At 62.7% G+C, this 25,999-nt stretch carries 23 protein-coding genes; 21 read left to right on the top strand and 2 right to left on the bottom strand.

All coding sequences use genetic code 11. The features are described 5' to 3' along the window. Positions 1 to 55 precede the first annotated feature (55 nt). Positions 56 to 868 (top strand): ABC transporter ATP-binding protein, encoded by an 813-nt coding sequence (locus PQR32_RS10610; RefSeq protein WP_408225514.1) that lies wholly within the window; start codon positions 56 to 58, stop codon positions 866 to 868. 47 nt (positions 869 to 915) lie between these two features. Further along, complete coding sequence (locus PQR32_RS10605) at positions 916 to 1,740, top strand: ABC transporter permease (protein ID WP_310812065.1); 825 nt, start codon at positions 916 to 918, stop codon at positions 1,738 to 1,740. A gap of 113 nt (positions 1,741 to 1,853) precedes the next feature. Here PQR32_RS10605 and PQR32_RS10600 read toward each other — a convergent pair whose 3' ends face one another. Beyond that, positions 1,854 to 2,828 (bottom strand): NADPH:quinone oxidoreductase family protein, encoded by a 975-nt coding sequence (locus PQR32_RS10600; RefSeq protein ID WP_408225510.1) that lies wholly within the window; start codon positions 2,826 to 2,828, stop codon positions 1,854 to 1,856. Between the two features lie 223 nt (positions 2,829 to 3,051). Between PQR32_RS10600 and surE the strand changes: the two genes are divergently transcribed. The 6 genes from surE (at position 3,052) to rlmD (ending at position 9,318) form a co-directional block, all read left to right on the top strand. Then, on the top strand, positions 3,052 to 3,810 hold the full coding sequence (surE, locus tag PQR32_RS10595) for a 5'/3'-nucleotidase SurE (protein ID WP_408225507.1): 759 nt from the start codon (positions 3,052 to 3,054) through the stop codon (positions 3,808 to 3,810). Then, on the top strand, positions 3,807 to 4,859 hold the full coding sequence (locus tag PQR32_RS10590; protein ID WP_408225504.1) for a protein-L-isoaspartate(D-aspartate) O-methyltransferase: 1,053 nt from the start codon (positions 3,807 to 3,809) through the stop codon (positions 4,857 to 4,859). The genes surE and PQR32_RS10590 overlap by 4 nt, the downstream gene beginning before the upstream one ends. A gap of 5 nt (positions 4,860 to 4,864) precedes the next feature. After that, positions 4,865 to 5,809: a peptidoglycan DD-metalloendopeptidase family protein gene (locus tag PQR32_RS10585; RefSeq protein WP_408225501.1), complete on the top strand. Its 945-nt coding sequence runs from the start codon at positions 4,865 to 4,867 to the stop codon at positions 5,807 to 5,809. Positions 5,810 to 5,820: 11 nt separating this feature from the next. Then, on the top strand, positions 5,821 to 6,903 hold the full coding sequence (rpoS, locus tag PQR32_RS10580; RefSeq protein ID WP_408225498.1) for an RNA polymerase sigma factor RpoS: 1,083 nt from the start codon (positions 5,821 to 5,823) through the stop codon (positions 6,901 to 6,903). Positions 6,904 to 6,907: 4 nt separating this feature from the next. Next, complete coding sequence (locus tag PQR32_RS10575) at positions 6,908 to 7,684, top strand: 3'-5' exonuclease (RefSeq protein ID WP_408225495.1); 777 nt, start codon at positions 6,908 to 6,910, stop codon at positions 7,682 to 7,684. A 215-nt stretch (positions 7,685 to 7,899) separates the two neighbouring features. Then, positions 7,900 to 9,318 carry a 23S rRNA (uracil(1939)-C(5))-methyltransferase RlmD gene (gene rlmD, locus PQR32_RS10570; RefSeq protein WP_408225492.1) on the top strand — a complete coding sequence of 473 codons (1,419 nt, stop codon included), beginning with the start codon at positions 7,900 to 7,902 and terminating at the stop codon, positions 9,316 to 9,318. An 83-nt stretch (positions 9,319 to 9,401) separates the two neighbouring features. Here the strand turns inward: rlmD and PQR32_RS10565 are convergent, their stop codons facing one another. After that, on the bottom strand, positions 9,402 to 10,262 hold the full coding sequence (locus PQR32_RS10565) for an outer membrane protein assembly factor BamD (RefSeq protein WP_408206290.1): 861 nt from the start codon (positions 10,260 to 10,262) through the stop codon (positions 9,402 to 9,404). Positions 10,263 to 10,300: 38 nt separating this feature from the next. On the opposite strand from PQR32_RS10565, the gene PQR32_RS10560 reads away from it, so the two are divergent. The 13 genes from PQR32_RS10560 (at position 10,301) to PQR32_RS10500 (ending at position 25,950) form a co-directional block, all read left to right on the top strand. Then, positions 10,301 to 11,578 (top strand): RluA family pseudouridine synthase, encoded by a 1,278-nt coding sequence (locus tag PQR32_RS10560; RefSeq protein ID WP_408225488.1) that lies wholly within the window; start codon positions 10,301 to 10,303, stop codon positions 11,576 to 11,578. Continuing rightward, a complete protein-coding gene (gene pgeF, locus PQR32_RS10555; RefSeq protein ID WP_408225485.1) occupies positions 11,575 to 12,432 on the top strand; it encodes a peptidoglycan editing factor PgeF in 858 nt (285 codons plus the stop codon). Before PQR32_RS10560 ends, pgeF begins: the two co-directional genes overlap by 4 nt. Before the next feature lie 639 nt (positions 12,433 to 13,071). Continuing rightward, a complete protein-coding gene (gene phaC / locus PQR32_RS10550) occupies positions 13,072 to 14,889 on the top strand; it encodes a class I poly(R)-hydroxyalkanoic acid synthase (protein ID WP_408225687.1) in 1,818 nt (605 codons plus the stop codon). A 136-nt stretch (positions 14,890 to 15,025) separates the two neighbouring features. Further along, positions 15,026 to 16,207 (top strand): acetyl-CoA C-acetyltransferase, encoded by a 1,182-nt coding sequence (locus PQR32_RS10545; protein WP_408225482.1) that lies wholly within the window; start codon positions 15,026 to 15,028, stop codon positions 16,205 to 16,207. A gap of 182 nt (positions 16,208 to 16,389) precedes the next feature. After that, on the top strand, positions 16,390 to 17,130 hold the full coding sequence (locus PQR32_RS10540; RefSeq protein WP_408225479.1) for a 3-ketoacyl-ACP reductase: 741 nt from the start codon (positions 16,390 to 16,392) through the stop codon (positions 17,128 to 17,130). A 131-nt stretch (positions 17,131 to 17,261) separates the two neighbouring features. Beyond that, positions 17,262 to 17,891 carry a polyhydroxyalkanoate synthesis repressor PhaR gene (phaR, locus tag PQR32_RS10535; protein WP_408225476.1) on the top strand — a complete coding sequence of 210 codons (630 nt, stop codon included), beginning with the start codon at positions 17,262 to 17,264 and terminating at the stop codon, positions 17,889 to 17,891. Positions 17,892 to 18,426: 535 nt separating this feature from the next. Beyond that, positions 18,427 to 19,278: a class I SAM-dependent methyltransferase gene (locus tag PQR32_RS10530; RefSeq protein WP_408225473.1), complete on the top strand. Its 852-nt coding sequence runs from the start codon at positions 18,427 to 18,429 to the stop codon at positions 19,276 to 19,278. Continuing rightward, positions 19,271 to 20,206, top strand: a complete 936-nt coding sequence (locus PQR32_RS10525) for a glycosyltransferase family 2 protein (protein WP_408225470.1) — start codon at positions 19,271 to 19,273, stop codon at positions 20,204 to 20,206. Before PQR32_RS10530 ends, PQR32_RS10525 begins: the two co-directional genes overlap by 8 nt. After that, the gene (locus tag PQR32_RS10520; RefSeq protein WP_408225467.1) at positions 20,207 to 20,611 is read left to right on the top strand and encodes a GtrA family protein; all 405 of its coding nucleotides are present in this window, start codon (positions 20,207 to 20,209) and stop codon (positions 20,609 to 20,611) included. A 125-nt stretch (positions 20,612 to 20,736) separates the two neighbouring features. Beyond that, entirely contained in the window at positions 20,737 to 22,326 is a 1,590-nt protein-coding gene (locus PQR32_RS10515) for a hypothetical protein (protein WP_408225464.1), read from the top strand. Between the two features lie 180 nt (positions 22,327 to 22,506). Further along, positions 22,507 to 23,529, top strand: a complete 1,023-nt coding sequence (locus PQR32_RS10510; RefSeq protein WP_408225461.1) for a tRNA dihydrouridine synthase — start codon at positions 22,507 to 22,509, stop codon at positions 23,527 to 23,529. 81 nt (positions 23,530 to 23,610) lie between these two features. Next, positions 23,611 to 24,996 carry a 30S ribosomal protein S12 methylthiotransferase RimO gene (rimO, locus tag PQR32_RS10505; RefSeq protein WP_408225458.1) on the top strand — a complete coding sequence of 462 codons (1,386 nt, stop codon included), beginning with the start codon at positions 23,611 to 23,613 and terminating at the stop codon, positions 24,994 to 24,996. A gap of 3 nt (positions 24,997 to 24,999) precedes the next feature. Continuing rightward, complete coding sequence (locus tag PQR32_RS10500) at positions 25,000 to 25,950, top strand: sugar kinase (RefSeq protein WP_408225455.1); 951 nt, start codon at positions 25,000 to 25,002, stop codon at positions 25,948 to 25,950. Positions 25,951 to 25,999 lie beyond the last annotated feature (49 nt).

The following is a 25,999-nucleotide window of genomic DNA, read 5'->3' as shown; positions in this document are numbered from 1 at the left end:
CCGCTAGCCATGTTGTGATGACAAACCAACTCCGATCTTCGAAGCGAGCTGAACGATGACCGTTGCCGCACTGGCGCTCGATAACATCACTTGCACGTTCGCCGCGCGCGACAACCGCGCGCAGCGCTACACGGCGGTGAAGGACACCACTTTGCGCATCGCGCCGGGCGAGTTCGTTTCGGTGGTCGGCCCGACCGGTTGCGGAAAATCCACGCTGCTGAATGTCGGCGCGGGTTTGCTGGGGCCGTCGTCGGGCACGGTCAGCGTGTTCGGCGAGCCGCTCAAAGGCATCAACCGGCGCGCCGGCTACATGTTTCAGGCCGACGCGCTGATGCCATGGCGCTCAGCGATCGACAACGTCATTGCCGGTCTCGCGTTCCACGGCGTGCCGCCCGTCGAAGCCCGCGTCAAAGCCGACGAGTGGTTAAAGCGCGTCGGGCTCGGCGGCTTCGGCGATCGTTATCCGCATCAGTTGTCGGGCGGCATGCGCAAGCGCGTCGCGATGGCGCAGACGCTAATTCTCGATCCGGACATCATCCTGATGGACGAGCCGTTTTCCGCGCTCGATATCCAGACGCGTCAGTTGATGGAAAACGAGTTGCTCGACTTGTGGGCCGCGAAACGCAAAGCGGTGCTGTTCATCACGCACGATCTGGACGAAGCGATCGCGATGTCCGACCGCGTGGTGGTGCTGTCCGCCGGGCCGGGCACGCACCCGATCGGCGAATTCACGATCGATCTGCCGCGTCCGCGCGACGTTGCCGAAATCCGCTCGCATCCGCGGTTCGTCGAATTGCACGCGCAGATCTGGAGCGTGCTGCGCGACGAGGTGCTCAAAGGCTATCAGCAGCAACTCACCGCCGTTTAAACGCGTCACGTATTGGCCTCAATCAATCGTCCTAGGCAAACTGAGTCATGTGGAAGACGTTGCGCCCGAACCGGGCGAATCTGGTGATCTGGCAATGGCTGCTGCTGGTGCTGTGCTTCGTGCTCTGGTACGTGCTGACCAGCCCGACGCTGCTGCCGGCGTTCTATTTCGACGACCCCAACAAAGCCGCGTTCTTCTTCGGCGAGCCGCAGAAAGTGCTGCAGCGGATCTGGGAGTGGTTCACGGGCGGCGAGATCTATCTGCACCTGTGGATCACGCTGGTCGAAACCGTGCTCGCGTTCACGCTCGGCACTGCGCTCGGGCTCGGCGTCGGTTTGTGGCTCGCGCTCTCGCCGCTCGCGAGCGCGCTGTTCGATCCGTATATCAAAGCTGCCAACTCGATGCCGCGCGTGATTCTCGCGCCCATCTTCGGCGTGTGGTTCGGACTGGGCATCTGGTCGAAAGTGGCGCTCGGCGTCACGCTGGTGTTCTTTATCGTGTTCTTCAACGTCTATCAGGGCGTGAAGGAAGTCAGTCCTGTCGTGCTCGCCAACGCGCGCATGCTCGGCGCGAACGGCAAGCAGTTGCTGCGCTTCGTCTACTTGCCGAGCGCGATGAGCTGGGTGTTTTCCAGCTTGCATACGTCGGTGGGGCTGGCGTTCGTCGGCTCGGTGGTGGGGGAGTATCTCGGTTCGGCGCGCGGCGTCGGCTATCTGATTCTGCAGGCCGAAGGCACCTTCGATATCAATACCGTGTTTGCCGGGATTCTGGTGCTGACCGCGTTTGCGCTGATTCTGGATGCCATCGTCGGCATTGGCGAGCGGCGCTTGATGAAGTGGCAGCCCAAGACGGGTGATACGGAAAAGTTGTAGGTCGGCGAGGCGCGGGGTTGATACGCGCAAGGCTCAATGAAAACGACGCGCCGGTTGGAAAACCGCGCGTCGTTTCTTTTGGCTCCGAGCAGAACGAATTGGTCGCGCCAGGACTAAGGCGTCACCACTACCTTCCCGATCACGCGACGCTCCGCCATGTCCCGCAACGCGCGTCCCGTGTCCTCGAGTGAGTAGCGCGCCGACACATACGGCTTGAGCTTGCCTTCACCGATCCACCGCGTCATCTGTTGAAACGCCGCGTGATTGTGCTGCGGTTCGCGCTTCGCAAAGTCGCCCCAGAACACGCCGACCAGACTCGCGCCTTTGAGCAGCGTCAGGTTGAGCGGCAGCTTCGGAATCTCGCCGTTTGCAAAGCCCACCACCAGATAGCGCCCACGCCAGCCGATGCTGCGAAACGCCGGCTCCGCATACACACCGCCGACCGGATCGTAGATCACATCCGGACCTTTACCGTCGGTGAGCGCCTTGATGCGCTCGCGCAGATCGTCGGTGCTGTAGTTGATGGTGGCGTCCGCGCCGTGCTTGACGCAGGTCGCGAGTTTCTCGTCGCTCGACGCCGCCGCGATCACGCGCGCGCCGAGCGCCTTGCCGATCTCGACGGCCGCGAGTCCGACACCGCCGGCCGCGCCCAGCACCAGCATCGTCTCACCCGCCTGCAACGCGCCGCGATCGACCACGGCGTGATGCGAAGTACCGTACGCCAGCGTGAACGCCGCGGCCAGCTCGAAGTCGACATCGTCCGCCAACGGCACGCAGGCCGCGGCCGGCGCAAGCGCCTGCTCCGCGAAACCGCCCTGACCGGTAAAGGCGACCACCCGCGAGCCGGGCTTGAACTGCGTGACGTCGGCGCCGACCGCGCGCACCACGCCCGCGACTTCCGAGCCGGGTGTAAAGGGCAGCGGCGGTTTGAACTGGTATTTGTTCTCGATGATCAGCACGTCGGGAAAGTTGACGGCTGCGGCTTTGACGTCGATCACGACGTGGCCTGGCGACGGCTCGAGGTCCGGCAGGTTTTCGACGACCAGGCTCTCCGGCGGCCCATATTGTTTGCAGCGAATCGCGCGCATCGTGTCTCCATATCGATCAGGGGTTCGGAAGTATTCTGAGTGTAAAACAATCAGAACGACCGTGCGTTTTTATTGCCTTGCAACGATCAGCGAGCGACCCACGCGTGTCCGGCACGCGACTCGCACCAGCTATTCGCGCTGCCAACGCGTGCGTGTTGCATACGTCGTGCGCATGGCCTGCCGTGTCGTTCGCGCGTCTTCTTTCCTCGGTTACAATCGCCGCATGCGAATCCTACTCAGCAACGACGACGGTTATCTGGCGCCCGGCCTTGCTGCGCTTTACGAAGCGCTCAAGCCGATCGCGGACGTCACCGTGATGGCACCCGAACAGAATTGCAGCGGCGCGTCGAATTCCCTCACGCTGTCGCGGCCGCTCTCGGTACTGCGCTCGGCCAATGGTTTCTATTACGTGAACGGCACGCCCACCGACTCGGTGCACATCGCGCTCACGGGCATGCTCGACCATACGCCGGACCTCGTGGTCTCGGGCATCAACAACGGTCAGAACATGGGCGAAGACACGCTCTATTCGGGCACTGTCGCGGCCGCCACCGAGGGCATCATGTTCGGGGTGCCGGCCATTGCCTTCTCGCTGGTCGACAAGGACTGGGTGCATCTCGACGACGCCGTGCGCGTCGCCGCTGAAATCGTCGCGCATTATCTCCAGCAGCCGTTGCCCGGGCATCCGCTCCTGAACGTCAACATTCCCAATCTGCCTTACGAGCAACTCGGCGACTGGCAGATCACGCGCCTCGGCAAGCGGCATCCGTCGCAGCCGGTCATCCGCCAGACCAACCCGCGCGGCGAACCGATCTACTGGATCGGTCCGGCGGGCAGCGCGCGCGACGCGAGCGCAGGCACCGACTTTCACGCCGTCGCCAACGGCCACGTGTCGATCACGCCGCTGCAGCTCGACCTGACCCATACGCAAATGCTGCCCGCTGCGCGCGACTGGGCGCGCGCAGGCAGCGGCGCTTCATGACCAGCGAGCGCGCCAAGCGCTTTCCGCTCGGCCTCGAGGATCTGGTGCGCGAACCGCGCCGGCCCGAGGGACGCCCAGGCGAAATCCGCGCGGCGGCGCTGGCCGCGAGCGCGGCACTGAACGCGCGTCAGCAACCCGCGAAGAACGCGCCGCTCGGATCCACGGGTAAGTCCCAATCCAAGCAGGCGAGGGCGCAGACCGCGGTGCAGATGAAGCCGCAAGCCAAGCCCTCGGCGGTGACGCCGCCGAAGCCGATGGCCGCGCCTTCCGTTAAAACGCCGGCCAAGCCGCTCGTTCAAAGTTCAACCGCGCGTGCGGCGCCGCAATCGACTACATCAGCCAAACCCGCTGCCCGATCCAACGAGCGCAGCGCCGCGCCGAACGTCGCTTTGAACGGCGCGATGGCGCTGACATCGGAACGGGTTCGCGAACGGATGGTCGAACGCCTGCGTGCGAATGGCGTGACCGATCAGCGCGTGTTGAACGCGATGTCGGTGGTGCCGCGCCACATGTTCGTCGACCCCGGTCTCGCGGTCCAGGCCTACGAAGATGCGGCGTTGCCGATCGGTCATCACCAGACGATCTCCAAGCCGTCGGTGGTCGCGCGGATGATCGAACTGGCCGCCGCCGGCCGCGCGCTGAACAACGTGCTCGAAATCGGCACCGGCTGCGGTTATCAGGCGGCCGTGCTGAGCCAGGTCGCGCGCGAGGTTTACTCGATCGAGCGCATCAAGCCGTTGTCCGAACGCGCGAAGACGAACTTGCGTCCGCTGCGCATTCCGAACATCCGCCTGCACTACGGCGATGGCCGGTTGGGACTGCCGTCGGCGGCGCCGTTCGACGCGATCGTGATCGCCGCGGCGGGGCTCGACGTACCGCAAGCATTACTTGAACAACTCGCGATCGGCGGCCGTCTGGTCGCGCCGGTCGGCTCGCAGGACGGCCAGAACCAGGTGCTGACTCTGGTCGAGCGCCTCGGGCCCGCGCAGTGGCGCGAGTCGCGGCTTGATCGCGTTTTCTTTGTACCCTTAAAATCCGGAGTGATTTGACACCGATGAGTATGTTGCGCGCGATGCAAAGAACCAGCCTGAATGTCCCCATGACCGTAACCCAACGTAGCGTGTGCGTGCTCGCCTTGTCCCTGTTGATGACGGCCTGCGCATCCCGGCTCGATCAGGCGCCGGTCGTCGACCGCTCCGGCGGCGGCGCGCTCGGCACGCAAGCTGCGCAGCCGGCCGTGCCGCCCGGACCGCCGCCGCCTGGCTACTATCGCGTGAAGCCGGGCGACACGCTGTACCGGATCGCGTTGGAGAACGGCCAGAACTACCGCGACATTTCGGCATGGAACAATCTGACCAACCCGAATCAGATCGAAGTCGACCAGTTGCTGCGCGTCGTGCCGCCGGGTGCGAACACCGCGGCGCTGACGCCGGGCGTGTCGACCGCGCCGATCGGCAGCGGTGGTGCGGTGCAAAGCGCACCGCTTGGCAGCACGCCGCCGGCGGCGGCTGGGACCGCTGGCGCAGCCGGCGTCGCGGCGCCGCCGATCTACGGTTCCACCACGAACAACGCGTCGCTGACGCCGCCCGCCAACCTGGGCGCGGCTAGCGACTCGAACGCCGGCGCGTCCGGCAACGTGGCCTTCGCGTGGCCGGTGCGCGGGCCGCTGCTCGGCACGTTCAACGATTCGACCAACAAGGGCGTGAATATCGGCGGCGCTGCGGGCGATCCGGTGAAGGCGTCGGCGGACGGTCGCGTGGTTTATGCCGGAAATGGGCTGCGTGGTTACGGCAATCTCATTATCATCAAGCATGATGCAACTTATCTCACGGCGTATGCACATAACCGCGCTTTGATGGTAAAAGAGGGAGACGCGGTAACGAAGGGGCAGAAGATCGCCGAGATGGGCAATAGCGATTCCGACCGTGTGATGTTGCATTTCGAAGTTCGCCGGCAGGGTAAACCTGTCGACCCACTGAAGTATTTGCCGCCGCAATAAGCGATACGACCATGCCGAAATCGAAGCGCCGCCCGCCGCAAGCCGAGTCTGAGACGATCAGCCACGCTATGTCCGCTTCGGTGGAGGAAAGCGGCGCTTCGGAAGTGGAAGAGGAGATCGCAGAGGAGCGCGAGCTCGACGAACGCCAGGGCAGCGCCGACGAAGCCGGCGAGACCCGCGAAGGCGCGAGCGAAGCCGCGCCGGACGCGGACGATTTCCGCGCGCTGCTGCAAGCCGAGCTGACGGCCGACACGATTCAGCACTACCTGAACCGTATCAGCGTCAAGCCGCTCCTGACCGTCGAGGAAGAGCAGAAGTATTCGCGTCTTGCCAAGGCGGGCGAGTTCGAAGCGCGGCAGGTCATGATCGAGCGCAATTTGCGGCTCGTCGTCAGCATCGCGAAGGGCTACCTGAATCGCGGCGTGCCGCTACTCGATCTGATCGAGGAAGGCAATCTCGGCCTGATGCACGCCATCGAAAAATTCGATCCGACGCGCGGCTTCCGGTTTTCTACTTACGCCACGTGGTGGATTCGCCAGAGTATCGAGCGCGCCATCATGAACCAGGCGCGCACCGTCCGTTTGCCGGTGCACGTGATTCGCGAGCTCAACCAGGTGCTGCGCGCCAAGCGCCATCTGGAAAAAAATTCGATGAATTCCGGCGAGGCCGCCGAGCGCCGCGACGCCAGCATCGACGACATCGCCTATCTGACCGGCAAGACCACCGACGAAGTCACCGACATCCTCGCGCTGAACGAGCACACCGCGTCGCTGGACGCGCCGCTCGATCTCGATCCGGCGAGCAGCCTGCTCGATCTGCTGTCAGACGACCAGAGCCAATCGCCGGATGCCGAAGTGCAGCACCGCGAACTGGAAACGCTGACACGTGCGTGGCTCGCGCGCTTGTCGGACAAGCATCGTCATGTGATCGAGCGCCGCTTCGGCCTGAATCACATCGAACCCGCCACGCTCGAAGAGCTGGCCGACGAAATGGGCCTCACGCGCGAGCGTGTGCGCCAGATCCAACAGGAAGCGCTCGTGCGGTTGAAGCGCTTCTTCGCCTCCAACGGTGTTCGGAAGGACGCCGTTCTATAACCTGATGACACCGATTCTTGTTTTCGACATCGAGACGATTCCCGATGTCGCCGGCATTCGCCGCCTCGAAGATTTGCCCGCCGACCTGAGCGACGCCGAAGTCGCCGAGCACGCTTTCGCCGCGCGCCGCGAAAAGACCGGTAGCGATTTCCTACCGCATCATCTGCAACGGATTGCGGCGATTTCCTGCGTGTTCCGCGACAACAACGGTTTCCGGGTGCGCTCGCTCGGCACGCTGGAAGACGGCGAGGCGGCGCTGGTGCAGTCGTTTTATCGCGTGATCGAGAAGTACACGCCGCAGCTCGTGTCGTGGAACGGCGGCGGATTCGACCTGCCGGTGCTGAACTACCGGGCGCTCGTCAACGGCATTCCCGCCTACCGTTTCTGGGATCTCGGCGAGGACGACCGCGAGTTCAAGTGGAACAACTACATCAGCCGCTATCACGCGCGTCACACGGATCTGATGGACGTGCTCGCCATGTACCAGGCGCGCGCCAACGCGCCGCTCGACGCACTCGCCAAGATGTGTGGCTTCCCCGGCAAAATGGGCATGGACGGCAGCCAGGTGTGGCACGCGTACCAGCAAGGGCGCATCGAGGAAATCCGTAATTACTGCGAGACTGACGTCGTCAATACGTACTTGCTCTATTGCCGCTTCCAACTGATTCGCGGCGCTTTCTCGCCTGCGGAGTATGCTGACGAAATCAACCTGGTCAAGAACGCGCTGGCGCTGGAAACGGCGCCGCAATGGGCCGGGTATCTGGCGGCATTCGATCAGTAAGCTGCTCTCGGGGTCGAGTCGTGAAGGGCTCGCCGGGCGCAGGATAGCAATGCCGCTGCGGCCCGTTCGCTGGGAGTGCAGACGCTGTAGTCTCCAGCCCGCGTCACGCTCGGCCATAACGCGTGCGCCGGCCATTCGCGCCGCGCCGAATGACAGCCAGGCGCGGCGCTTCGTCTACAATCTCGCCTTTCCCCAAGTTTGTCAGGAAGTCGCAGGTGTCCCGAACTGCCCCCCATCGCCGCGCGCCGAAGCGCTACAAGACGCCCCCGCCCGCGCCGGCACACGTCGTCACCGGCAACGAGCCGGTCATCGAAATCGTTTCGCTCGATATGGAAGCGCGCGGCGTCGGCCGCACCGAGACCGAAGACGGTACGCCCGGCAAGGTGATCTTTGTCGAAGGCGCGTTGCCCGGCGAGCGCGTCAGCTATTCGACGCATCGCAGCAAGCCGAAATTCGAGCAAGCCGAAGTGGTCCAGGTGTTCCGTGAAAGCGTGATGCGCACCAAGCCGAAATGCACTTACTTCGATATCTGCGGCGGCTGTTCGATGCAGCATCTCGATATCCGCGCGCAGGTGGCGGTCAAGCAGCGCGTGCTCGAAGACAACTTGCAGCATCTGGCGAAGCTGCGCCCGGAAACGGTGTTCCGGCCGATTCACGGGCCGTCCTGGGGTTATCGCTACCGTGCGCGGCTGGCCGTGCGTTTCCTGCCGGAAAAGGGCGGCATGCGGATCGGCTTCCATGAGAAGAAGAGCAGCTACATCGCCGACATGAAGACCTGCGAAGTGCTGCCGCCGCATGTGTCGGCCATCCTGATGCCGTTGCGATTCATGGTTCGCAAGCTGTCCATCTACGACCGCATGCCGCAGCTCGAACTGGCGGTCGGTTCGTCGGTGACGGCGCTGGTGGTGCGCAATTTGGAGGCCATCACGGCCGCGGACGAGCAGGTGCTGCGCGATTTCGCCGACGAGCACAAGGTGCAATTCTGGCTGCAGCCGGGCGGGCCGGACACGGTCACACCGTTCTATCCGCTCGACGTGGAACTCGACTACACGCTGCCGGAATACGACATCCGCATGCCGTTCAAGCCGACCGACTTCACCCAGGTGAACCACGCCATCAACCGCGTGCTGGTGAGCCGCGCATTGCGGTTGCTGGCGCCGGCGCGCACGGACCGCGTGCTCGATCTGTTCTGCGGGATCGGTAACTTCACGCTGCCGCTCGCGCGCATTTCGAGGGAAGTGGTGGGGATCGAAGGCAGCGAAGTGCTGACCGCGCGCGCGCTGGCCAATGCCGAGCTGAACGGCGTGGCGGGGCATACGTCGTTCGCGTGCCGCAACCTGTTCGACGTCAGCGCCGACGACATGCGCGCGCTCGGCCACTTCGACAAGTTCCTTATCGATCCGCCGCGCGAAGGCGCGCTGGCCGTCGCCAAGGCGCTGGTGGAGATTGCCCAGAGCGGCAATGGACCGCTGCCGAAGCGCATCGTCTACGTGTCGTGCGCGCCGGCGACGCTCGCCCGTGATGCCGGCCTGCTCGTGCATGAGGCGGGCTACCGGCTGGTGGGTGCGGGCGTGGTCAACATGTTCCCGCACACGTCGCATGTGGAGTCGATTGCGTTGTTCGAGCGGGATTGAGTGGCGCCGCCGGCAAGGTAAGGCGCAAACAAAAACGCCACGACCCAAGTCGTGGCGTTTTGCATTTCAGCGTGTCGCGCGGCTCAGAACTGCCACCACGACTTTTCCTTACCCGGCCTTGCATGACCCGTGATGTACGGGCTGTCGGGGAAGGTGCCGGCCAGCACGCGCTTCGTGTCGTCGGCCAGTTGCGGCTGGTTCAGCCTCTGATACGACAGCATCATGATGTGCAATGCGTCTTCGATAGCCGGTGCGTTCTTGTATTGCGTGAGCGCCAGTTGTGCGCGGTTGATCGCGGCAACATAGGCGCCACGGCGGTAGTAGTAATCCGCCGCGTGGACTTCGTGCGAGGCCAGCGCGTTCACGATATAGCGCATGCGTTGCGCGGCGTCCGGCGCATACTTGCTGTTCGGGTACTTGTCCACGACGACCTTGAAGGCGTCATACGACTCGCGCAGCGACTTCGGATCGCGCTCGCTCATGTCCTGGCCGGAGAAGCGGCCGAACAGACCGAGGTCGTCGTTGAAGTGGATCATGCCCTTCAGGTAGTACGCGTAAGCGATGTCCGGATGATCCGGGTGCAGCTGGATGAAGCGGTCGATGGCCTGGTCGGCGGCGGCGTTTTCGTTGTCTTTCCAGTTGCAGTACGCGACGTTGATCTGCGCCTGCTGGGCGAAGTGGCCGAACGGATCGCGCCCCTCGAGCATTTCGAAGTACTTGGCGCACTTGCCGAAGTCACCACCGCTCAGGGCGTCGTTCGCCTCCGTATATAATTTGTTGTTGTTCCACGTTGCCGTCTCGTCGGTCTTTTCCGGCAGGCCGTGGCAAGCCGCGACAACGGCGACGGCTGCGGCGCACGCAATGTATCCGGCCACTTTCCGGGCTGCCTTCTTGATGGCCGCCAAATTGATCGCCGCTTTAGTGATGGTGTTCAAGGCTCGCATTTTCCAGTCTAGCTTTACGTCCAGGTGACCCAGACTCAATGACCCGCTCAAATACTCCAGGCGCCGCAACCGGTGCCGGGAATAGCAACAAAGATTATAGCGTAAGCGCTGACCCCTCCGACGCGTTGGGCGTCGATTCCCTCGACGACGATCTCGGCAGCGACGCGCTCGGCGCCGCCGTTCCGCCCAGCCACGTGCCGACAGTGGCGAGCCGCGTGGCGGACGAGACGCCGCGCAGCGTCGTCGTGCCCGACGAGATGGCCGGCGAGCGTCTGGACAAGGTGCTCGCGCGGGTTTTTCCCGAGTTCTCGCGCAACCGTCTGCAAAGCTGGATTGAGGCCGAGCGGGTGCGGATCGACGGCAAGCCCGCGAAAATCCGCCAGCCGGTGCCGCTCGGCGCGACCATCGAACTGGTGCCCGATCTGCTGCCCGAGCAGCTCGCGTTCACGCCGGAGCCGGTGCCGCTCGACATCGTCTATGAAGACGACACGCTGGTGGTCATCAACAAACCGGCGGGCATGGTCGTGCATCCGGCGGCCGGCAACTGGAGCGGCACCGTGCTCAACGGTCTGCTGTACCGCTATGGCGACGCCGCGGCGGGCCTGCCGCGCGCGGGCATCGTGCACCGGCTCGACAAGGAAACCTCCGGCCTGATGGTGGTGGCGCGCACGCTCGAAGCGCAGACCGACCTCGTGCGCCAGTTGCAGGCGCGCACGGTGAAGCGCCGTTATCTCGCGCTGGTGTGGGGCAACATGCCCGAAGAGGGCACGATCGACGCACCGATCGGCCGCGATCCGCGCGAACGCACGCGGATGGCCGTGGTCACGAGCGCCTCGGGCAAACCCGCGCGTACGCACTTCCGGCGTGTCGATTCGGCGATCTGGCAGCGTCAGCCGGTTACGGCGATTCATTGCGATCTCGAAACCGGGCGCACCCATCAGATTCGCGTGCATTGCGCGCACATCGGTCATCCGCTGCTGGGCGATCCGGTGTATGGGCGCGCCCGTGGCAAGCGTTCGGTCACGCCGTTGCCGGACGGCTTCGCGCGCCAGGCGCTGCATGCATGGCGCCTCGGCTTGATCCATCCGCAGACCGGCCGCACGATGCAGTGGCGCGCCGATGCGCCGGCGGACATGGAGGCGCTGTCGGCGGCGCTCGGCCTTGGCCGCGACGACGCGGGCGAGTTCGACGAGACGTACTACGAGGAAGACGACTACGATGCGTCGCTCGACGAGGACGCCGATGAAGACGGCGCACTCGATCACGACGAAGCGGGCGATGAAGCCGACGAACACGACGAGGACGACCACGCATGAATGTGCCCGAGCTGAGCTTTGCCGATGTCGTGCAACCCGCATGGAATGTCTCGCCTCGCGTGCGCGCGCTCGTCACCACGCGTGACGGCGGCGTGAGCGAAGCGCCGTTCGGCCGCTGGCAGAACGGCGCGGACTTGCCGGGAGGCCTGAATCTGGGCATGAAATCCGGTGACGATCTGGCCGCGGTCGCGGCCAATCGCGCGCGTCTGCTGAAGCTGGCCGGCGTGAGCGAGGCCGCGTGGCTCGAACAGATTCACGGCGCCGGCATCGTGCGTGCGGAAGAGGTGCTCGCACAGGCGCGTGCGAACGGCGCGCCGACGCGCGCCGATGCCAGCGTCACCGATCGCCCCGGCACTGTGTGCGTCGTGATGGTGGCCGATTGCATGCCGGTGCTGTTCTGCGACGACGCCGGCCGCGCGGTCGGCGCGGCGCACGCGGGGTGGCGCGGGCTGGCGGCGGGCATCGTCGAACAGACGGCGCAGCGCGTCGCCGAACTTGCCGGCGTGGAGGCGGGCGCGTTGCACGCTTATCTCGGCCCGTCGATCGGTCCTGACGCCTTTGAAGTCGGCGCAGACGTGCGTGACGCCTTCATGAATGGCGTCGGCGCCGCACAACGCGATGCGACGGCAAACGCCTTCGTCGAGCATCCGCACAATCCTGGCAAATATCTCGCCGATCTCCCCGCGCTGGCGCGTTTGCGTCTGCAGCGGCTCGGCGTGACACGCATTGCCGGCGGCGATCTCTGCACGGTCACGCAACGTGAGCGTTTCTATTCCTATCGCCGCGATCGCGAGACCGGCCGCATGGCCGCGTTGATCTGGCTGGACGATCAGGCGCAATCCATCGCGGACTGACTTGCGACGCGCATCGCGCGCGGCCATTTTCCGGCGAAATTCAAGGCACACATGCCCGCATCACGACGTCCGCACGGCGCGACGTCGCGCATGTGGGCATGCTGGTCTGAGCATTTCCATCTCTCGCACGACCTTTGCCCGCAAGCACACCTATGAGGGTTTGTTCGGAGAAGCGCAGGCGTTTTTGCTGCACTGCCAGAATTCCGGACGCTGGCGTAAATCTGCCGCCAAAACTGTCCGCCCGCGAACGGATAAGTGCACATAAGCCTATGCAATTTGGGAGCTTTTTTCGTTCCCATGTGCCTCGAACCACGCGTGTTCCAAAAGCGCGTTCTTCTACACAGGGAAAACGATAATTAAAAAACTATCGCACTGCGGCAAAATCGGGAACAAGCATTGACATGCCTTGCGATGGGGAGCAAGAATGTTCCTCACGGCTCCTCGTACAAGGGACAGGGCGTGACGAGGTCGCGAGCAATGGCTCACGTGCGCACGAACCTGCCTCTCAACCCGTCCGCAAGGACTTACCGGTCAAAAGCAGGTATGGCAGCTTCACATTCCTCAGCTTCCCCCAGCACGGACTCCTCGACGGAGCACACGCAGCAGGCCGGTACGAGCGGTGCAACACCGGCCGCAGGCATGCAGCAGTTTCTCGACGCCTGGATGAACGCATGGCGTTCGCTCGGCACATCGCCTGGCGGTAGCAGCATGCCTTTCGCGATGCCTCAGATGCCGCTGCAAATGCCTCAAATGGGTCTGCCGCAAATGCCGTCGTTTCCCGGCATGCCGGACTTCAGCAAACTCGCGGCGGGATCGATGCCCGCCATGCCGTCCTTCGCCGGTCTGAATATACCGAGCGCGGCCATTCCCTCCGAGCGTCTACAGAAACTGCAGGCTGATTATTCACGCGAGGCGATGGAGCTGATCCAGCAAGCCGCCACGTCCGCGACTCAGGCGCCCCAACTCAAGGACCGCCGCTTCAGCTCCGACGCATGGAGTTCGGCGCCGGCCTATGCATTCACTGCCGCGTGGTATCTGTTGAACGCGCGCTATCTGCAGGAAATGGTCGACGCACTCGACATCGAACCCAAGGTGCGCGAGCGCATCCGTTTCGCCGTTCAGCAGTGGACCGCGGCGGCATCGCCGAGCAACTTCTTCGCCTTGAATCCGGAAGCGCAAAAGACCTTGCTGGACAGCAAGGGCGAGAGCCTGCGCCAGGGCGTGATGAACCTGCTCGGCGACTTGCAGCGCGGCAAGATCTCGCAGACCGACGAATCGGGTTTCGTGGTCGGTGAAAATCTCGCGAACACCGAGGGCTCGGTCGTGTTCGAAAACGACCTGATGCAGGTGATCCAGTACAAGCCGCGCACGGCGACCGTGCGTGAGCGGCCGCTTCTCATCGTGCCGCCTTGCATCAACAAGTTCTACATTCTCGATCTGCAGCCGGAGAATTCGCTGGTCGCTCACGGGCTCGATTCGGGGCACCAGGTGTTCCTGATTTCGTGGCGCAATGCCGATCAATCGATCGCGCATAAAACGTGGGACGACTACATCGGCGAGGGCGTGCTCACCGCCATCGATACGGTGAGCAAGATCAGTGGGCGCGAACAGATCAATACGCTTGGATTCTGCGTCGGCGGCACGATGCTCGCCGCGGCGCTGGCAGTGGCCGCCGCGCGCGGCGAACATCCGGCCGCGTCCATGACGCTGCTCACCGCCATGCTCGATTTTTCGGACACGGGCGTGCTCGACGTGTTCGTCGACGAGGCGCATGTGCAGATGCGCGAGCAGACCATCGGCGGCAAGAACGGTACGCAGCCGGGACTGATGCGCGGCATCGAGTTCGCCAACACGTTCTCGTTCCTGCGCCCGAACGATCTCGTGTGGAACTACGTCGTCGACAATTACCTCAAAGGTCGCACGCCGGTGCCGTTCGACCTGCTGTACTGGAACAGCGATTCGACCAGTCTGCCGGGCCCGATGTATGTCTGGTATCTGCGCAATACGTATCTCGAGAATCGTCTGCGCGAGCCGGGTGCGCTGACCACGTGCGGCGAGCCGATCGATCTGTCGAAGATCGACGTGCCCACCTTCATCTACGGTTCGCGCGAAGACCATATCGTGCCGTGGCAAACGGCGTACGCGTCGGTGCCGCTCCTGAACGGGCCGTTGAAATTCGTGCTCGGCGCGTCGGGTCACATCGCCGGCGTGATCAATCCGCCCGCGAAGAAAAAGCGCAATTTCTGGATGCTGGACGGCGACGTCAAGTCGCTGCCGGAGAACCCGGAAGAATGGCTCGATCAGGCGACCGAAGTCCCCGGCAGCTGGTGGCCCGAATGGACCACCTGGCTCGATCAGTACGGTGGCAAGAAGGTGAAGCCGCGCGCCACGGCCGGCTCGGCTGACTTCCCGGTGATCGAACCGGCGCCGGGGCGTTACGTGCGGCAACGGGAGTAAGTTCGAGCGCGCTCCATGGCGCGGTTGTTTGCGGTGTGAATGAGCGTCTGATTGAGTCAGGGCGTGATTAAGAGCAACGAGATTTTTAACTTGACGGGCAGCGGCGCATGCGGCCGACCGCCCGGAGGATATGGAAATGACTGATGTTGTGATCGTATCGGCCGCCCGTACGGCAGTAGGCAAATTCGGTGGGTCGCTGGCGAAGATCGCCGCGCCCGAACTCGGCGCCACGGTGATTCGCGCCGTACTCGAGCGGGCTGGTCTGAAACCCGAGCAGGTGAGCGAAGTGATCCTGGGTCAGGTGCTGACGGCAGGGTCGGGCCAGAATCCGGCGCGTCAGTCGCTGATCAAGGCGGGTTTGCCCACGGCTGTGCCCGGCATGACGATCAACGTGGTGTGCGGCTCGGGTCTGAAGGCCGTGATGCTCGCGGCCAACGCCATCATCGCGGGTGACGCGGATATCGTGGTGGCCGGCGGTCAGGAGAATATGAGCGCGGCGCCGCACGTGCTGCCCGGTTCGCGCGACGGTTTCCGCATGGGCGACGCAAAGCTGATCGACTCGATGATCGTCGACGGCCTGTGGGACGTCTACAACCAGTATCACATGGGCGTGACGGCGGAAAACGTCGCCAAGGAATACGGCATCACGCGCGAGCAGCAGGACACGTTCGCGGCGCTGTCGCAGAACAAGGCGGAAGCCGCGCAGAAGTCGGGCCGTTTCGACGACGAAATCGTGCCGGTCGAAATCCCGCAACGCAAGGGCGAGCCGCTGCGTTTCGCAACCGACGAGTTCGTGCGTCATGGCGTGACGGCTGAATCGCTGGGGAGCCTGAAGCCGGCGTTTTCGAAGGAAGGCTCGGTGACGGCGGCCAATGCGTCGGGTCTGAACGACGGCGCGGCAGCCGTGCTGGTCATGTCGGCGAAGAAGGCGGAGGCGCTCGGCCTGACGCCGCTCGCGCGCATCAAGGCGTACGCCACCTCGGGTCTGGATCCGAAGGTGATGGGCATGGGCCCGGTGCCGGCCTCGCGCCGCTGTCTCGAACGCGCGGGCTGGACGCCGGCCGATCTGGACCTGATGGAAATCAACGAAGCGTTTGCCGCGCAGGCGTGCGCCGTGAACCAGCAAATGGGCTGGGACGCATCGAAGATCAACGTGAACGGCGGTGCGATTGCGATCGGCCATCCGATCGGCGCGTCCGGTTGCCGGATTCTCGTCACGCTGCTGCACGAGATGCAGAAGCGCGATGCGAAGAAGGGTCTGGCGTCGCTGTGTATCGGCGGCGGCATGGGTGTGGCGCTGGCGCTCGAGCGCGCCTGAACAAGGGCGTGTGGCGGACGCCGCAGGCGTCGGTTACGCGTCGAATGGAACGTTGCCGCGCGCTGTGGCGCGCGGTCAGCGGAGGCCTCGTCGGCCGGTCGCCCGGCGGCAGCGGAGATGAAGCATAGGCGAGGGAAGAGGCAGCCAGTCGGCGCCTCGAAAACGATAACGGAGTGTAGTTTATGACACAGCGAATTGCGTACGTAACGGGCGGGATGGGTGGCATCGGCACGAGCATTTGCCAGCGGCTGCACAAAGAGGGCTTCAAGGTCGTCGCGGGCTGCGGCCCGAACTCGCCGCGCCGCGTGAAGTGGCTCGAAGAGCAGAAGGCCTTGGGCTTCGATTTCGTCGCGTCTGAAGGTAACGTCGGCGATTGGGAGTCGACCAAAACCGCGTTCGACAAAGTCAAAGCCGAAGTCGGCGAGATTGACGTGCTGGTGAACAACGCGGGCATTACGCGCGACGTCGTGTTCCGCAAGATGACGCACGAAGACTGGACGGCGGTGATCGACACCAACCTGACCAGCCTCTTCAACGTCACCAAGCAGGTGATCGACGGCATGGTCGAGCGTGGCTTTGGCCGCATCATCAACATTTCGTCGGTGAACGGCCAGAAGGGCCAGTTCGGCCAGACCAACTACTCGACCGCGAAGGCCGGCATTCACGGCTTCACGATGTCGCTGGCGCAGGAAGTGGCCACCAAGGGCGTGACGGTCAACACCGTGTCGCCGGGCTACATCGGCACCGATATGGTCAAGTCGATCCGCCCCGACGTGCTGGAAAAGATCGTCGCGACGATTCCGGTGCGCCGTCTCGGCCAGCCGCAGGAAATCGGCTCGATCGTGGCATGGCTGGCATCGGACGAATCAGGTTTCTCCACGGGCGCTGATTTTTCGCTGAACGGCGGTTTGCATATGGGCTGAGTCACCGGCGCGCCGCTCACAAGGCAGTGCGCTTCGGCTCAGATGGTTCGGCGGCGTCTCGACTGCGCAATGGCCCGATTGCGCAGCCGCTGACGCCGTTTCCGCGCTCAACTTGCGCTCAAAGGCGTTACATGACCACTACTACAAAGAAAACAGCCGAACGACTGATCAAGAAATATCCGAATCGTCGGCTCTACGATACCGAGACAAGCACGTACATCACGCTGACGGACGTCAAACAGCTCGTGTTGGATCAGGAGGATTTCAAGGTCATCGATGCCAAGAGCAACGAGGACCTGACGCGCGCCATCCTGTTGCAGATCATTCTCGAAGAGGAGAGCGGCGGCTTGCCGATGTTCTCGTCGTCGATGCTTTCGCAGATCATCCGGTTCTATGGTCATGCGATGCAGGGCATGATGGGCACGTATCTGGAAAAGAACATCCAGGCCTTCATCGACATTCAGGCGAAGCTCGCTGACCAGTCGAAGAATCTGTACGAAGGCAAGGCGATGAACCCTGAGGTCTGGTCGCAGTTCATGAACATGCAGGCGCCGATGATGCAGGGCATGATGACCAGCTACATCGAGCAGTCGAAGAACATGTTCGTGCAGATGCAGGAGCAGATGCAGAACCAGGCGAAGTCGATGTTCGCCACGTTCCCGTTTACGCCGGGTGGCGCGGTCAATGCGACCAATCCTGGCACTGCACCGGCTAATCCGCAAAGCAATCCGGAGGTCAATCCGGAGCCGGAGAAGAAGTAGGGGCGCAGATGCCGGTTGCGGCGGGGACTGCTCCAGCGCGTATGGGGGCAAGCACTGCCGCGTGACCGCGGGCGCCGTACAGCGGCGTGCTGCGCACTGGACATATTTCCGAAGGATGGTTTGGCAACCCGCAGACGCAACGGTCTCTCGCCGCGCTGTTTGTCATTGTGGCTATTCGTCGCCACTACGTGTTGCTCCTACCCTCTATATTGCCGACCACGTCCTCCACGGAGTTGATGCCCTCACGTCCGAAGGGGCGTGCCAGGCGAACCCGGCCACCTGCCGGGCACTCAAAAAGATCCAATCCCATCCACGCTTCGCTGCGGGATAGCCCCCGCACGAAGATGTCGCCGAGACTCGCGGATGGTGGACCGATCGAGCACGCGTCGGAATTGCGTTGACTTGCCGAAGCCTCGTTTTTTGGGATGTCCCGACACCGTCCTTTACAATGCGCCTTTGGTCCATTTCGTGACCGCGCCGGTCCCGTTCGCCTGGGCGGCGACGAACCTGCTTTATCGATGGTGTTTTTTCTCATATGACCGACCTCGAACTGGAGACACCCGACTGTCCTTTATGTGGAAGCTCGCAGCGAAAACGGCTGTATGCCGAGCAGAAAGGCGGTCCGTTTGGGGTTTGCAACTGCACACAATGCAGCATGGCCTATCTGGCGCCTCGAGCCTCCGAACGACAAATGCTGTCGCTCTATCAGAATGACGACTATTTCGGCGGGGGCGACGGTGATGGGTATGAAAGTTATTCCGACCAGCAAGAGGCGTTGCGCCGAACCTTCCGGCGCTTGTTGACGCATCTGGAGAAGCAGAAGAAGACCGGCGGGTCGCTGCTCGAAATAGGCTGTGGCTTCGGCTATCTGCTCGCAGAGGCTCGCCCCTTTTTTAGCCACACAGTTGGGACTGACTATTCCGCGAACGCGGTTCAGCATTCGCGACAATTTGCTGATCAGGTCTGGCACGGTGGTGTCGACGCGGTTCCCGACGACGAACGGTTCGACTGTGTGATCGCTACGCATGTTATCGAGCATGTGTATCGTCCAAAGGAATTTGTCGAAGCGCTGGTCAAGAAACTCAAACCAGGTGGCAGCCTACTGATCGCAGCTCCGGATTTTGGAAGCTTTTGGAGAAAACTCATGGGAAACCGCTGGCCGTCATTCAAGTTTCCCGAACACGTACTTTACTTTGACGCCCGCACGTTAAGCCGCTTGATGGCGGAGTGCGGTCTTTCCAGCGTCGAGCCCGTACCGTATCCGCACGCATTTCCATTGCCGCTGATTGCGTCGAAGTTCGGCGTCAAACTCTCTGGATCGCTGGGTCAATACAACATGTGGCTTCCGGCTACGACAGTTGCTTGCATTGGTCAAAATAATGCGTAAGGGTGACGATCAATCGCTGCTTTCGCTCGTGATCCCGTTGTACAGGGAGGCGAGCCACTTCGCCAACTCACTCAAAGAAATCATTGCAATTCTTGACGAAATTCCGGTCCGTTATGAACTTGTGCTGATCGACGACGGCTCCCCAGACGACACCTGGCAAGTCATCCAGCAGCAATGCGAGCAATTTCCGCAAATCAAGGCCGCTCGCCTAAGTCGAAATTTTGGCAAGGAAGCGGCATTGGCGGCTGGTCTCGAGCACGTCAGCGGCGACGCCATCGTTGTCATGGATGGCGATTTGCAACATCCGCCGCAGCTCATTCCGGAAATGGTCGAGCAATGGCGCAAGGGCGCTGAAGTGGTGGATGCCGTGAAGCGTGCGCGCGCAACGGAGAGTGCTTCCGCGCGCTTCAGCAGCCGGATGTTTTACGCTATGTTTTCCAGACTGACAGGCTTCGATCTGCACGGCGCGTCCGATTACAAGTTGATGGATCGACGGGTTGTCGATGCCTGGCGAGCAATGGGCGAGCGCAATCTGTTCTTCCGGGGCATGAATGCCTGGCTCGGTTTCCGGCGCGTTCAGATTCAGTACGACGTGGATGAGCGAGCCGGAGGCGAGAGCGGCTGGTCGAAACTGCAACTCGTTCGGCTGGCGATGACAGCATTCGCATCGTTTTCCTCCGCGCCGCTTTACCTGCTGATTGGTGCAGGCTTCGCCTTCGCGATCCTGGCGGTCATACTCGGCGCGCAAACACTATTTCACAAACTGACTGGCAATGCAGTCGATGGGTTTACCACGGTAATCTTGTTGCTGCTGATCCTCGGTTGCGTATCGATGCTTGGTATGGGGCTGATCGGCATCTATGTCGCGCGCATTTACGAGGAGGTCAAGCAACGACCGCGGTACGTGATTGCAGAATGGAAGGTGTGAATGATTACCCGGCAGTTCGTTCGATATATCGTGGCAGGTGGATTAGGGACGCTCGCACACCTGGCGGTCCTCGCCGCCTGTGTCGAACTGCTTGGCTGGCGGCCGGTTGGGGGTGCGGTCGCCGGCTTTTGCGCGGCGCTGCTGATCTCGTACGGCCTGAATTATCAGTGGGCGTTTCAGTCAAGGCGCTCGCGCGTAGCGGGATTCTGGCGTTACGTCGTCGTCTCGCTCGGCGGACTCTGCCTGAATACCGGCATGGTATTCGCTCTGGTCAACTATGCGCACTGCAATTACTTCAGCGCGCAGCTTTACGTCATCGCAATCGTTCCGGTGTGTAATTTCCTGATCAACCGTTATTGGACTTTTGATGCGGCCCGCCAGACGGGTGATGAACCGTCGGCGTGACAAAAGTGCCCTCGCGTTCGGTTCGCGAGGCCATGGCCGCACAAATTTAAGGATTTTTGTTGAAGACTGATCCAAACACTGCTCGTGCTTCTATGGAATTCAAGTCGCGCCGCGATGGGGCGGCAATGAGTGTTTCCAGACTGGCAATTTCGCGTCTGCTGGTATTGCTGATCATTATGACGGTGGTCGCATTTTATCTGCGGGCCGATATGCATGCCGTCATGCAGCGCGACGGGGCGCATTTCGTCTTCATGGCGAATAATATTGCGCACGGCGAGCCGCCTTATTGGGCCTCGTTCGAGACGAAGAATCCATTGGTGGAAATATATTGGAGCCCGTTTATCCGGCTCTTTTCCGCTGCGTTCGGAATCGTCGAGTCGGCACGAATCGCCGAGGCGTGCTGGGTGGCCGCCACGGCGCTTCTGATTTTCTTCGTCGTATCGGTGCCATCGCGCGCAGCGCTGCCGCGGCAACGGGACGCGTCGCCGATCGCAAGCACCGTTTTGCCTGCGGCGGCGTTCTCGCTCCTTTACGTCGTCCTTGCGCTGGACGTGCGCGTAACAGACGACGGTTTGAATATCGCGCTGTATCAGTCTTTGCCCGAGCTTGCGCTCCTCGCCTTGCTGTTGCGCGTGCCCAGGAATCACTGGTTTGCGCATGGTTTTTTGATCGGCGTCTTTGTCTTTCTCGGCTGGTTTGTCAAACAGACCTCGCTTTTGCCTGCCGCACTTGTCGTTGTCGCATGGCTGGCAATCATGCGCGGCCGTCTCAGGTATTCATGGCTGATCGGTGGCTGCCTCGGCGCGTTGGTCTGTTTGGGCGGTTTCGCGCTGCATCTGATTTTGACGGACACGTTGCAGAACTATCTGTTGGGCACGGTGAAATTTCGCGCGGGTCTTTCCCCTGTCCTGATGGACCAGTTCATCGCGAACGCGAAAGCGTCCTATCTGGTTCCGTTGTGGTCGCTGAATCTTGAACAGTTTCTTTCCGCGCATCGAGTCTGGACAGCCATCGCGATGGTGATCCTCACGCCGTTGGCGGCCATTCGTTTGTACAACACGCGATCGGAAGGCTGGACAATCCGCCGGGTCGCATTGGTACTCGCCGTTGCGTGGATGTTCGGCGCGTGGCTACAGGCCGTTCTCGCCCTGACATTTTTTGCACATTATTTTCTCGCCTCGCTCGCACCGGTTGTCGTCGTGGCGGGACTGTTGCTGTCGATGTCTGGCAAGCGGGTGATTTTTGCATCGTCGGCTGTCGTGCTCGCGCTCGTTGCTGGACTCATCTACAGCTACGTCGGGATGAAAGCGGTCAATGAATTGAAGAGCGCCGCAGCGCCGATCAACCGTTCCACGGCTGAAGTCATGCGCTTCATCAAACCCGGCGACAAGGTGTTCAACTGGAGCGCATTACCTCACGTGCTGGTTGCTCAGGGCGCGCCGAGCGCCTATTCGATGAATATGTGCTGGCCGTACATTCTCGCATCGCTGCCGGAGGCCACCAGAACGCAAATGCTCAAGCAGACGTTACGGATGCCGCCTGATGTTGTTGTATCGATGGATGAAGAGTCCCCGCCGGATCAGGGTTTGCGCAACTACCCAATGACTGAGGTCCGACTGAAGGAGCTCACTGGCCAGAACTATGTGCTCGTCCATACGACAGCTCCGATTGCCGGTCGATATGGCAATCCGGTTAGCGTGTTTCGGCGGCAGTAGGTGGGTACGTTGCGGGCAGTATTGGATTGCCGACAAGTCGCGAGCCCGTTTCGTAAGACGCGGCCGTACCCGGCGCAGCGCGCCAACGCTGCTCCCGTTCCAGCGATCGATCTAACTCATGCTTCATAAACGCTCCGCCTGCCGTCACGAACAGCGCCACCTCTGGCCGCCCATTCCCACATGAGCCGGCTCTATCTCGCCCCGATGGAAGGCCTCGCGGACTACGTATTGCGCGACGTGCTGACCGGCATCGGCGGATTCGATGGATGCGTGTCAGAGTTCATCCGCGTGACGGGCTCCCTGCTGCCCAGTCGCGTCTACGAGCGGGAAGCGCCCGAAGTGCTCGACGGAGCCCACACCCCCAGCGGCACGCCGATGGTGATCCAACTGCTCGGCAGCGATCCCGAATGGATGGCCCTGAATGCCGCCCACGCATCCACCTTGTCGCCGCATGGGATCGACCTGAACTTCGGATGTCCCGCCAAGGTCGTGAATCAGCACGGCGGCGGAGCCATGCTGCTGGCCGACCCTGAACAACTGAACCGGATCGTGTCGGCTGTTCGGGCCACGGTGCCTGCCGGCATCGCCGTGACGGCAAAGATGCGCCTCGGCGTGTCCGATACCTCGCTGGCGATCGAATGCGCCGAGGCGCTGGCGGAGGGCGGCGCGGCCTCGCTCGTCGTGCATGCCAGAACACGCGATCACGGCTACCGGCCGCCCGCCCACTGGGAGTGGATCGCGCGTATCGATGCCGCCGTGGACGTGCCTGTCGTCGCGAACGGAGAAGTCTGGACGGTAGCCGACTGGGAGCGCTGCCGCGCGGTCAGCGGTTGTGCGGACGTGATGATCGGGCGCGGCGCCGTATCGGATCCTTTCCTGGCGCTGAGGATACGCGGACTGATGGATCGCTCCCCATCCGACGGGGAATGGCAGGACGTGCTTGCACATCTCGCCGGTTATTTGCGGAAATTGCAGGCCCGTGTCGCCTCCCGTCACGAGCACGGACGTGTCAAAAAGTGGCTCAGCTACCTGCAGCGCACCTGGCCGCAGGCGGCCGAACTGCATGCGGCGATCCGCCGGGTGCAGGATTCGCATGAAATCCTGGAAGTGATCGAGCGTGCTTTGGGCGTCGGCCCATTAATGGCGACACATCGATCCGCGCCCCTCGGCCGACTCGATCCGGTGGACGTCGCGGTCGTTTGAAGGCGAATATTCAAAGACTTACGAGCGGCAGCCGTGGCGAACCGCTACAATTCAGGGTTTAACGTCTTCAAGCGGTCCCCCATGTCTGCCACACCCCCGATTGCCCCGACTGCCGCGCCGAAGGTCGGCTTTGTATCCCTCGGCTGCCCGAAAGCCCTGGTCGATTCCGAGCAGATCATCACCCAACTGCGCGCCGAAGGTTACGAGATTTCCGGCACGTACGACGGCGCGGACCTCGTGGTCGTCAACACCTGCGGCTTCATCGACGAAGCGGTGCAGGAAAGTCTCGACGCGATCGGCGAGGCGCTCAACGAGAATGGCAAGGTGATCGTGACCGGCTGTCTCGGCGCCAAGAAGAGCGCGAGCGGCTCGGGGCTGATCGAAGAAGTGCATCCGAAGGTGCTGGCCGTGACCGGCCCGCACGCGCTCGGCGAAGTGATGCAACACGTGCACACGCATCTGCCGAAGCCGCATGATCCGTTCGTCGACCTGGTGCCCGCCGCCGGCGTAAAGCTCACGCCGCGCCATTACGCGTACCTGAAGATTTCCGAAGGCTGTAATCACCGCTGCACGTTCTGCATTATCCCGTCCATGCGCGGCGACCTCGTATCGCGCCCCGTCGCCGATGTGATGCTTGAAGCGGAAAATCTGTTCAAGTCAGGCGTGAAGGAACTGCTGGTGATTTCGCAGGACACGAGCGCCTATGGTGTCGACGTCAAATATCGCACGGGTTTCTGGAACGGCAAGCCGATCAAGACGCGCATGACCGATCTGGTCGGCGCGCTCGGCGAACTCGCCGCGCAATACGGCGCGTGGGTGCGTCTGCATTATGTGTATCCGTATCCCAGCGTCGACGAAGTGATTCCCATGATGGCCGAGGGTCCGTACAAGGGCCACGTGCTGCCGTACCTCGACGTGCCGTTCCAGCACGCGCATCCGGAAGTGTTGAAGCGCATGAAGCGCCCGGCCAACGCCGAGAAGGTGATGGAACGCGTGAAGAAATGGCGCGAGATGTGTCCGGATCTGACGATCCGCAGCACGTTCATCGCGGGCTTCCCCGGCGAGACCGAAGAGCAGTTCCAGACGCTGCTCGATTTCATCCGCGAGGCGGAACTGGATCGCGTCGGCTGCTTCGCCTATTCGCCGGTCGAAGGCGCGACCGCAAATGAACTCGACGGCGCATTGCCCGACGAAGTGCGCGAAGAGCGTCGCGCGCGTTTCATGGAAGTCGCCGAAGAAGTGTCGGCGAAGCGTATCGCGAAGAAGGTCGGCAAGACGCTGAAGGTGCTGGTCGACGAGATCAACGCGGATGGCGGCATCGGCCGCACCGCGGCTGATGCGCCGGAGATCGACGGCGTCGTGTATATCGCGCCGGCCGTCAAGGCGTCCAAGCGCTACAAGGTCGGTGATTTCGTGTCGGTGAAGATCACCGGCGCGGACGGTCACGACCTGTGGGGCGAGGTTTAATCGATGGCCGCGAGCACAACCGCCGCGCCGCAAGCCCGGCGCCCCGAGATCCTCGCGCTCGGCGAGGCGATGATCGAATTCAACCAGTCGGCCAAAGACCAGCCGAACTATCTGCAAGGCTTCGGCGGCGATACGTCGAACTTCTGTATCGCGGCGTCACGGCAAGGCGCGAAGACCGGTTTCGTATCCGCGGTCGGCGCGGATCACTTCGGGCGTTTGCTGGTCGATCTGTGGGAACGTGAACAGGTGGACACGTCGCTGGTGCGCGTCGATCCGCAGGCGCCCACTGGCGTTTATTTCGTGTCGCACGGTCCGAATGGCCACGCGTTCGACTATCTGCGCGCCGGCTCGGCCGCGAGCCGCTACGCGCCGCACGATCTGCCGCTCGACGCGATCGCCGCGGCCAAGGTGATTCATCTGTCCGGCATCAGCCTCGCGATCAGCCTGAGCGCGTGCGACGCAGCTTTGGAAGCGATCGCGCACGCCCGCGTCAACGGCGTTCGGGTGAGCTTCGACACCAATCTGCGTCTGAAACTGTGGCCGCTCGCGCGGGCGCGCGCGGTGATGCTCGAAGCCATCCGCCAGACGGACATCTGCCTGCCGAGTTGGGACGACGTCACCGACCTCACCGGCCTGACCGGCCGTGACGAAATTGTCGATTTCCTGCTGTCGCACGGTCCGCGCGTGGTCGCGCTGAAGCTCGGCAAAGAGGGCTCGTATATCGCGACGCCGAACGAGCGGCGCGTCGTGCCGGGCCACGTCGTCAATGCCGTCGATGCCACCGGCGCGGGCGACTGCTTCGGCGGCGCATTCATCGCGCGCATCGTCGCGGGCGACGATCCATTCACAGCGGCGCGTTATGCGAACGTCGCCGCGGCGCTGTCCACGCAAGGTTACGGCGCGGTGGCGCCGATTCCGTCGCGCGCGACGGTCGAACAACTTCTGGCGGGCTGAACACGCGCTATAGAGCGCGGCCCGCCGAGGCAAGATCATCTTTAGAGAC

The sequence above is a fragment of the Paraburkholderia dipogonis genome (genome assembly GCF_046027395.1).
Lineage (GTDB): Bacteria > Pseudomonadota > Gammaproteobacteria > Burkholderiales > Burkholderiaceae > Paraburkholderia > Paraburkholderia dipogonis_A.
This window is presented reverse-complemented; position numbering and strand designations above follow the sequence as displayed.

Bases quoted from the DNA above. Each gene is read 5' to 3' on its own strand.
- PQR32_RS10565 (WP_408206290.1), bottom strand. From the start codon at position 10,262: ATGCGAGCCTTGAACACCATCACTAAAGCGGCGATCAATTTGGCGGCC.
- PQR32_RS10500 (WP_408225455.1), top strand. From the start codon at position 25,000: ATGGCCGCGAGCACAACCGCCGCGCCGCAAGCCCGGCGCCCCGAGATC.
- PQR32_RS10510 (WP_408225461.1), top strand. From the start codon at position 22,507: ATGAGCCGGCTCTATCTCGCCCCGATGGAAGGCCTCGCGGACTACGTA.
- PQR32_RS10585 (WP_408225501.1), top strand. From the start codon at position 4,865: ATGAGTATGTTGCGCGCGATGCAAAGAACCAGCCTGAATGTCCCCATG.
- phaR (WP_408225476.1), top strand. From the start codon at position 17,262: ATGACCACTACTACAAAGAAAACAGCCGAACGACTGATCAAGAAATAT.
- PQR32_RS10560 (WP_408225488.1), top strand. From the start codon at position 10,301: ATGACCCGCTCAAATACTCCAGGCGCCGCAACCGGTGCCGGGAATAGC.
- PQR32_RS10540 (WP_408225479.1), top strand. From the start codon at position 16,390: ATGACACAGCGAATTGCGTACGTAACGGGCGGGATGGGTGGCATCGGC.
- phaC (WP_408225687.1), top strand. From the start codon at position 13,072: ATGCAGCAGTTTCTCGACGCCTGGATGAACGCATGGCGTTCGCTCGGC.
- surE (WP_408225507.1), top strand. From the start codon at position 3,052: ATGCGAATCCTACTCAGCAACGACGACGGTTATCTGGCGCCCGGCCTT.
- PQR32_RS10530 (WP_408225473.1), top strand. From the start codon at position 18,427: ATGACCGACCTCGAACTGGAGACACCCGACTGTCCTTTATGTGGAAGC.
- PQR32_RS10610 (WP_408225514.1), top strand. From the start codon at position 56: ATGACCGTTGCCGCACTGGCGCTCGATAACATCACTTGCACGTTCGCC.
- PQR32_RS10590 (WP_408225504.1), top strand. From the start codon at position 3,807: ATGACCAGCGAGCGCGCCAAGCGCTTTCCGCTCGGCCTCGAGGATCTG.
- PQR32_RS10525 (WP_408225470.1), top strand. From the start codon at position 19,271: ATGCGTAAGGGTGACGATCAATCGCTGCTTTCGCTCGTGATCCCGTTG.
- PQR32_RS10575 (WP_408225495.1), top strand. From the start codon at position 6,908: ATGACACCGATTCTTGTTTTCGACATCGAGACGATTCCCGATGTCGCC.
- PQR32_RS10515 (WP_408225464.1), top strand. From the start codon at position 20,737: ATGAGTGTTTCCAGACTGGCAATTTCGCGTCTGCTGGTATTGCTGATC.
- PQR32_RS10545 (WP_408225482.1), top strand. From the start codon at position 15,026: ATGACTGATGTTGTGATCGTATCGGCCGCCCGTACGGCAGTAGGCAAA.
- rimO (WP_408225458.1), top strand. From the start codon at position 23,611: ATGTCTGCCACACCCCCGATTGCCCCGACTGCCGCGCCGAAGGTCGGC.
- PQR32_RS10520 (WP_408225467.1), top strand. From the start codon at position 20,207: ATGATTACCCGGCAGTTCGTTCGATATATCGTGGCAGGTGGATTAGGG.
- rpoS (WP_408225498.1), top strand. From the start codon at position 5,821: ATGCCGAAATCGAAGCGCCGCCCGCCGCAAGCCGAGTCTGAGACGATC.
- pgeF (WP_408225485.1), top strand. From the start codon at position 11,575: ATGAATGTGCCCGAGCTGAGCTTTGCCGATGTCGTGCAACCCGCATGG.
- PQR32_RS10600 (WP_408225510.1), bottom strand. From the start codon at position 2,828: ATGCGCGCGATTCGCTGCAAACAATATGGGCCGCCGGAGAGCCTGGTC.
- PQR32_RS10605 (WP_310812065.1), top strand. From the start codon at position 916: ATGTGGAAGACGTTGCGCCCGAACCGGGCGAATCTGGTGATCTGGCAA.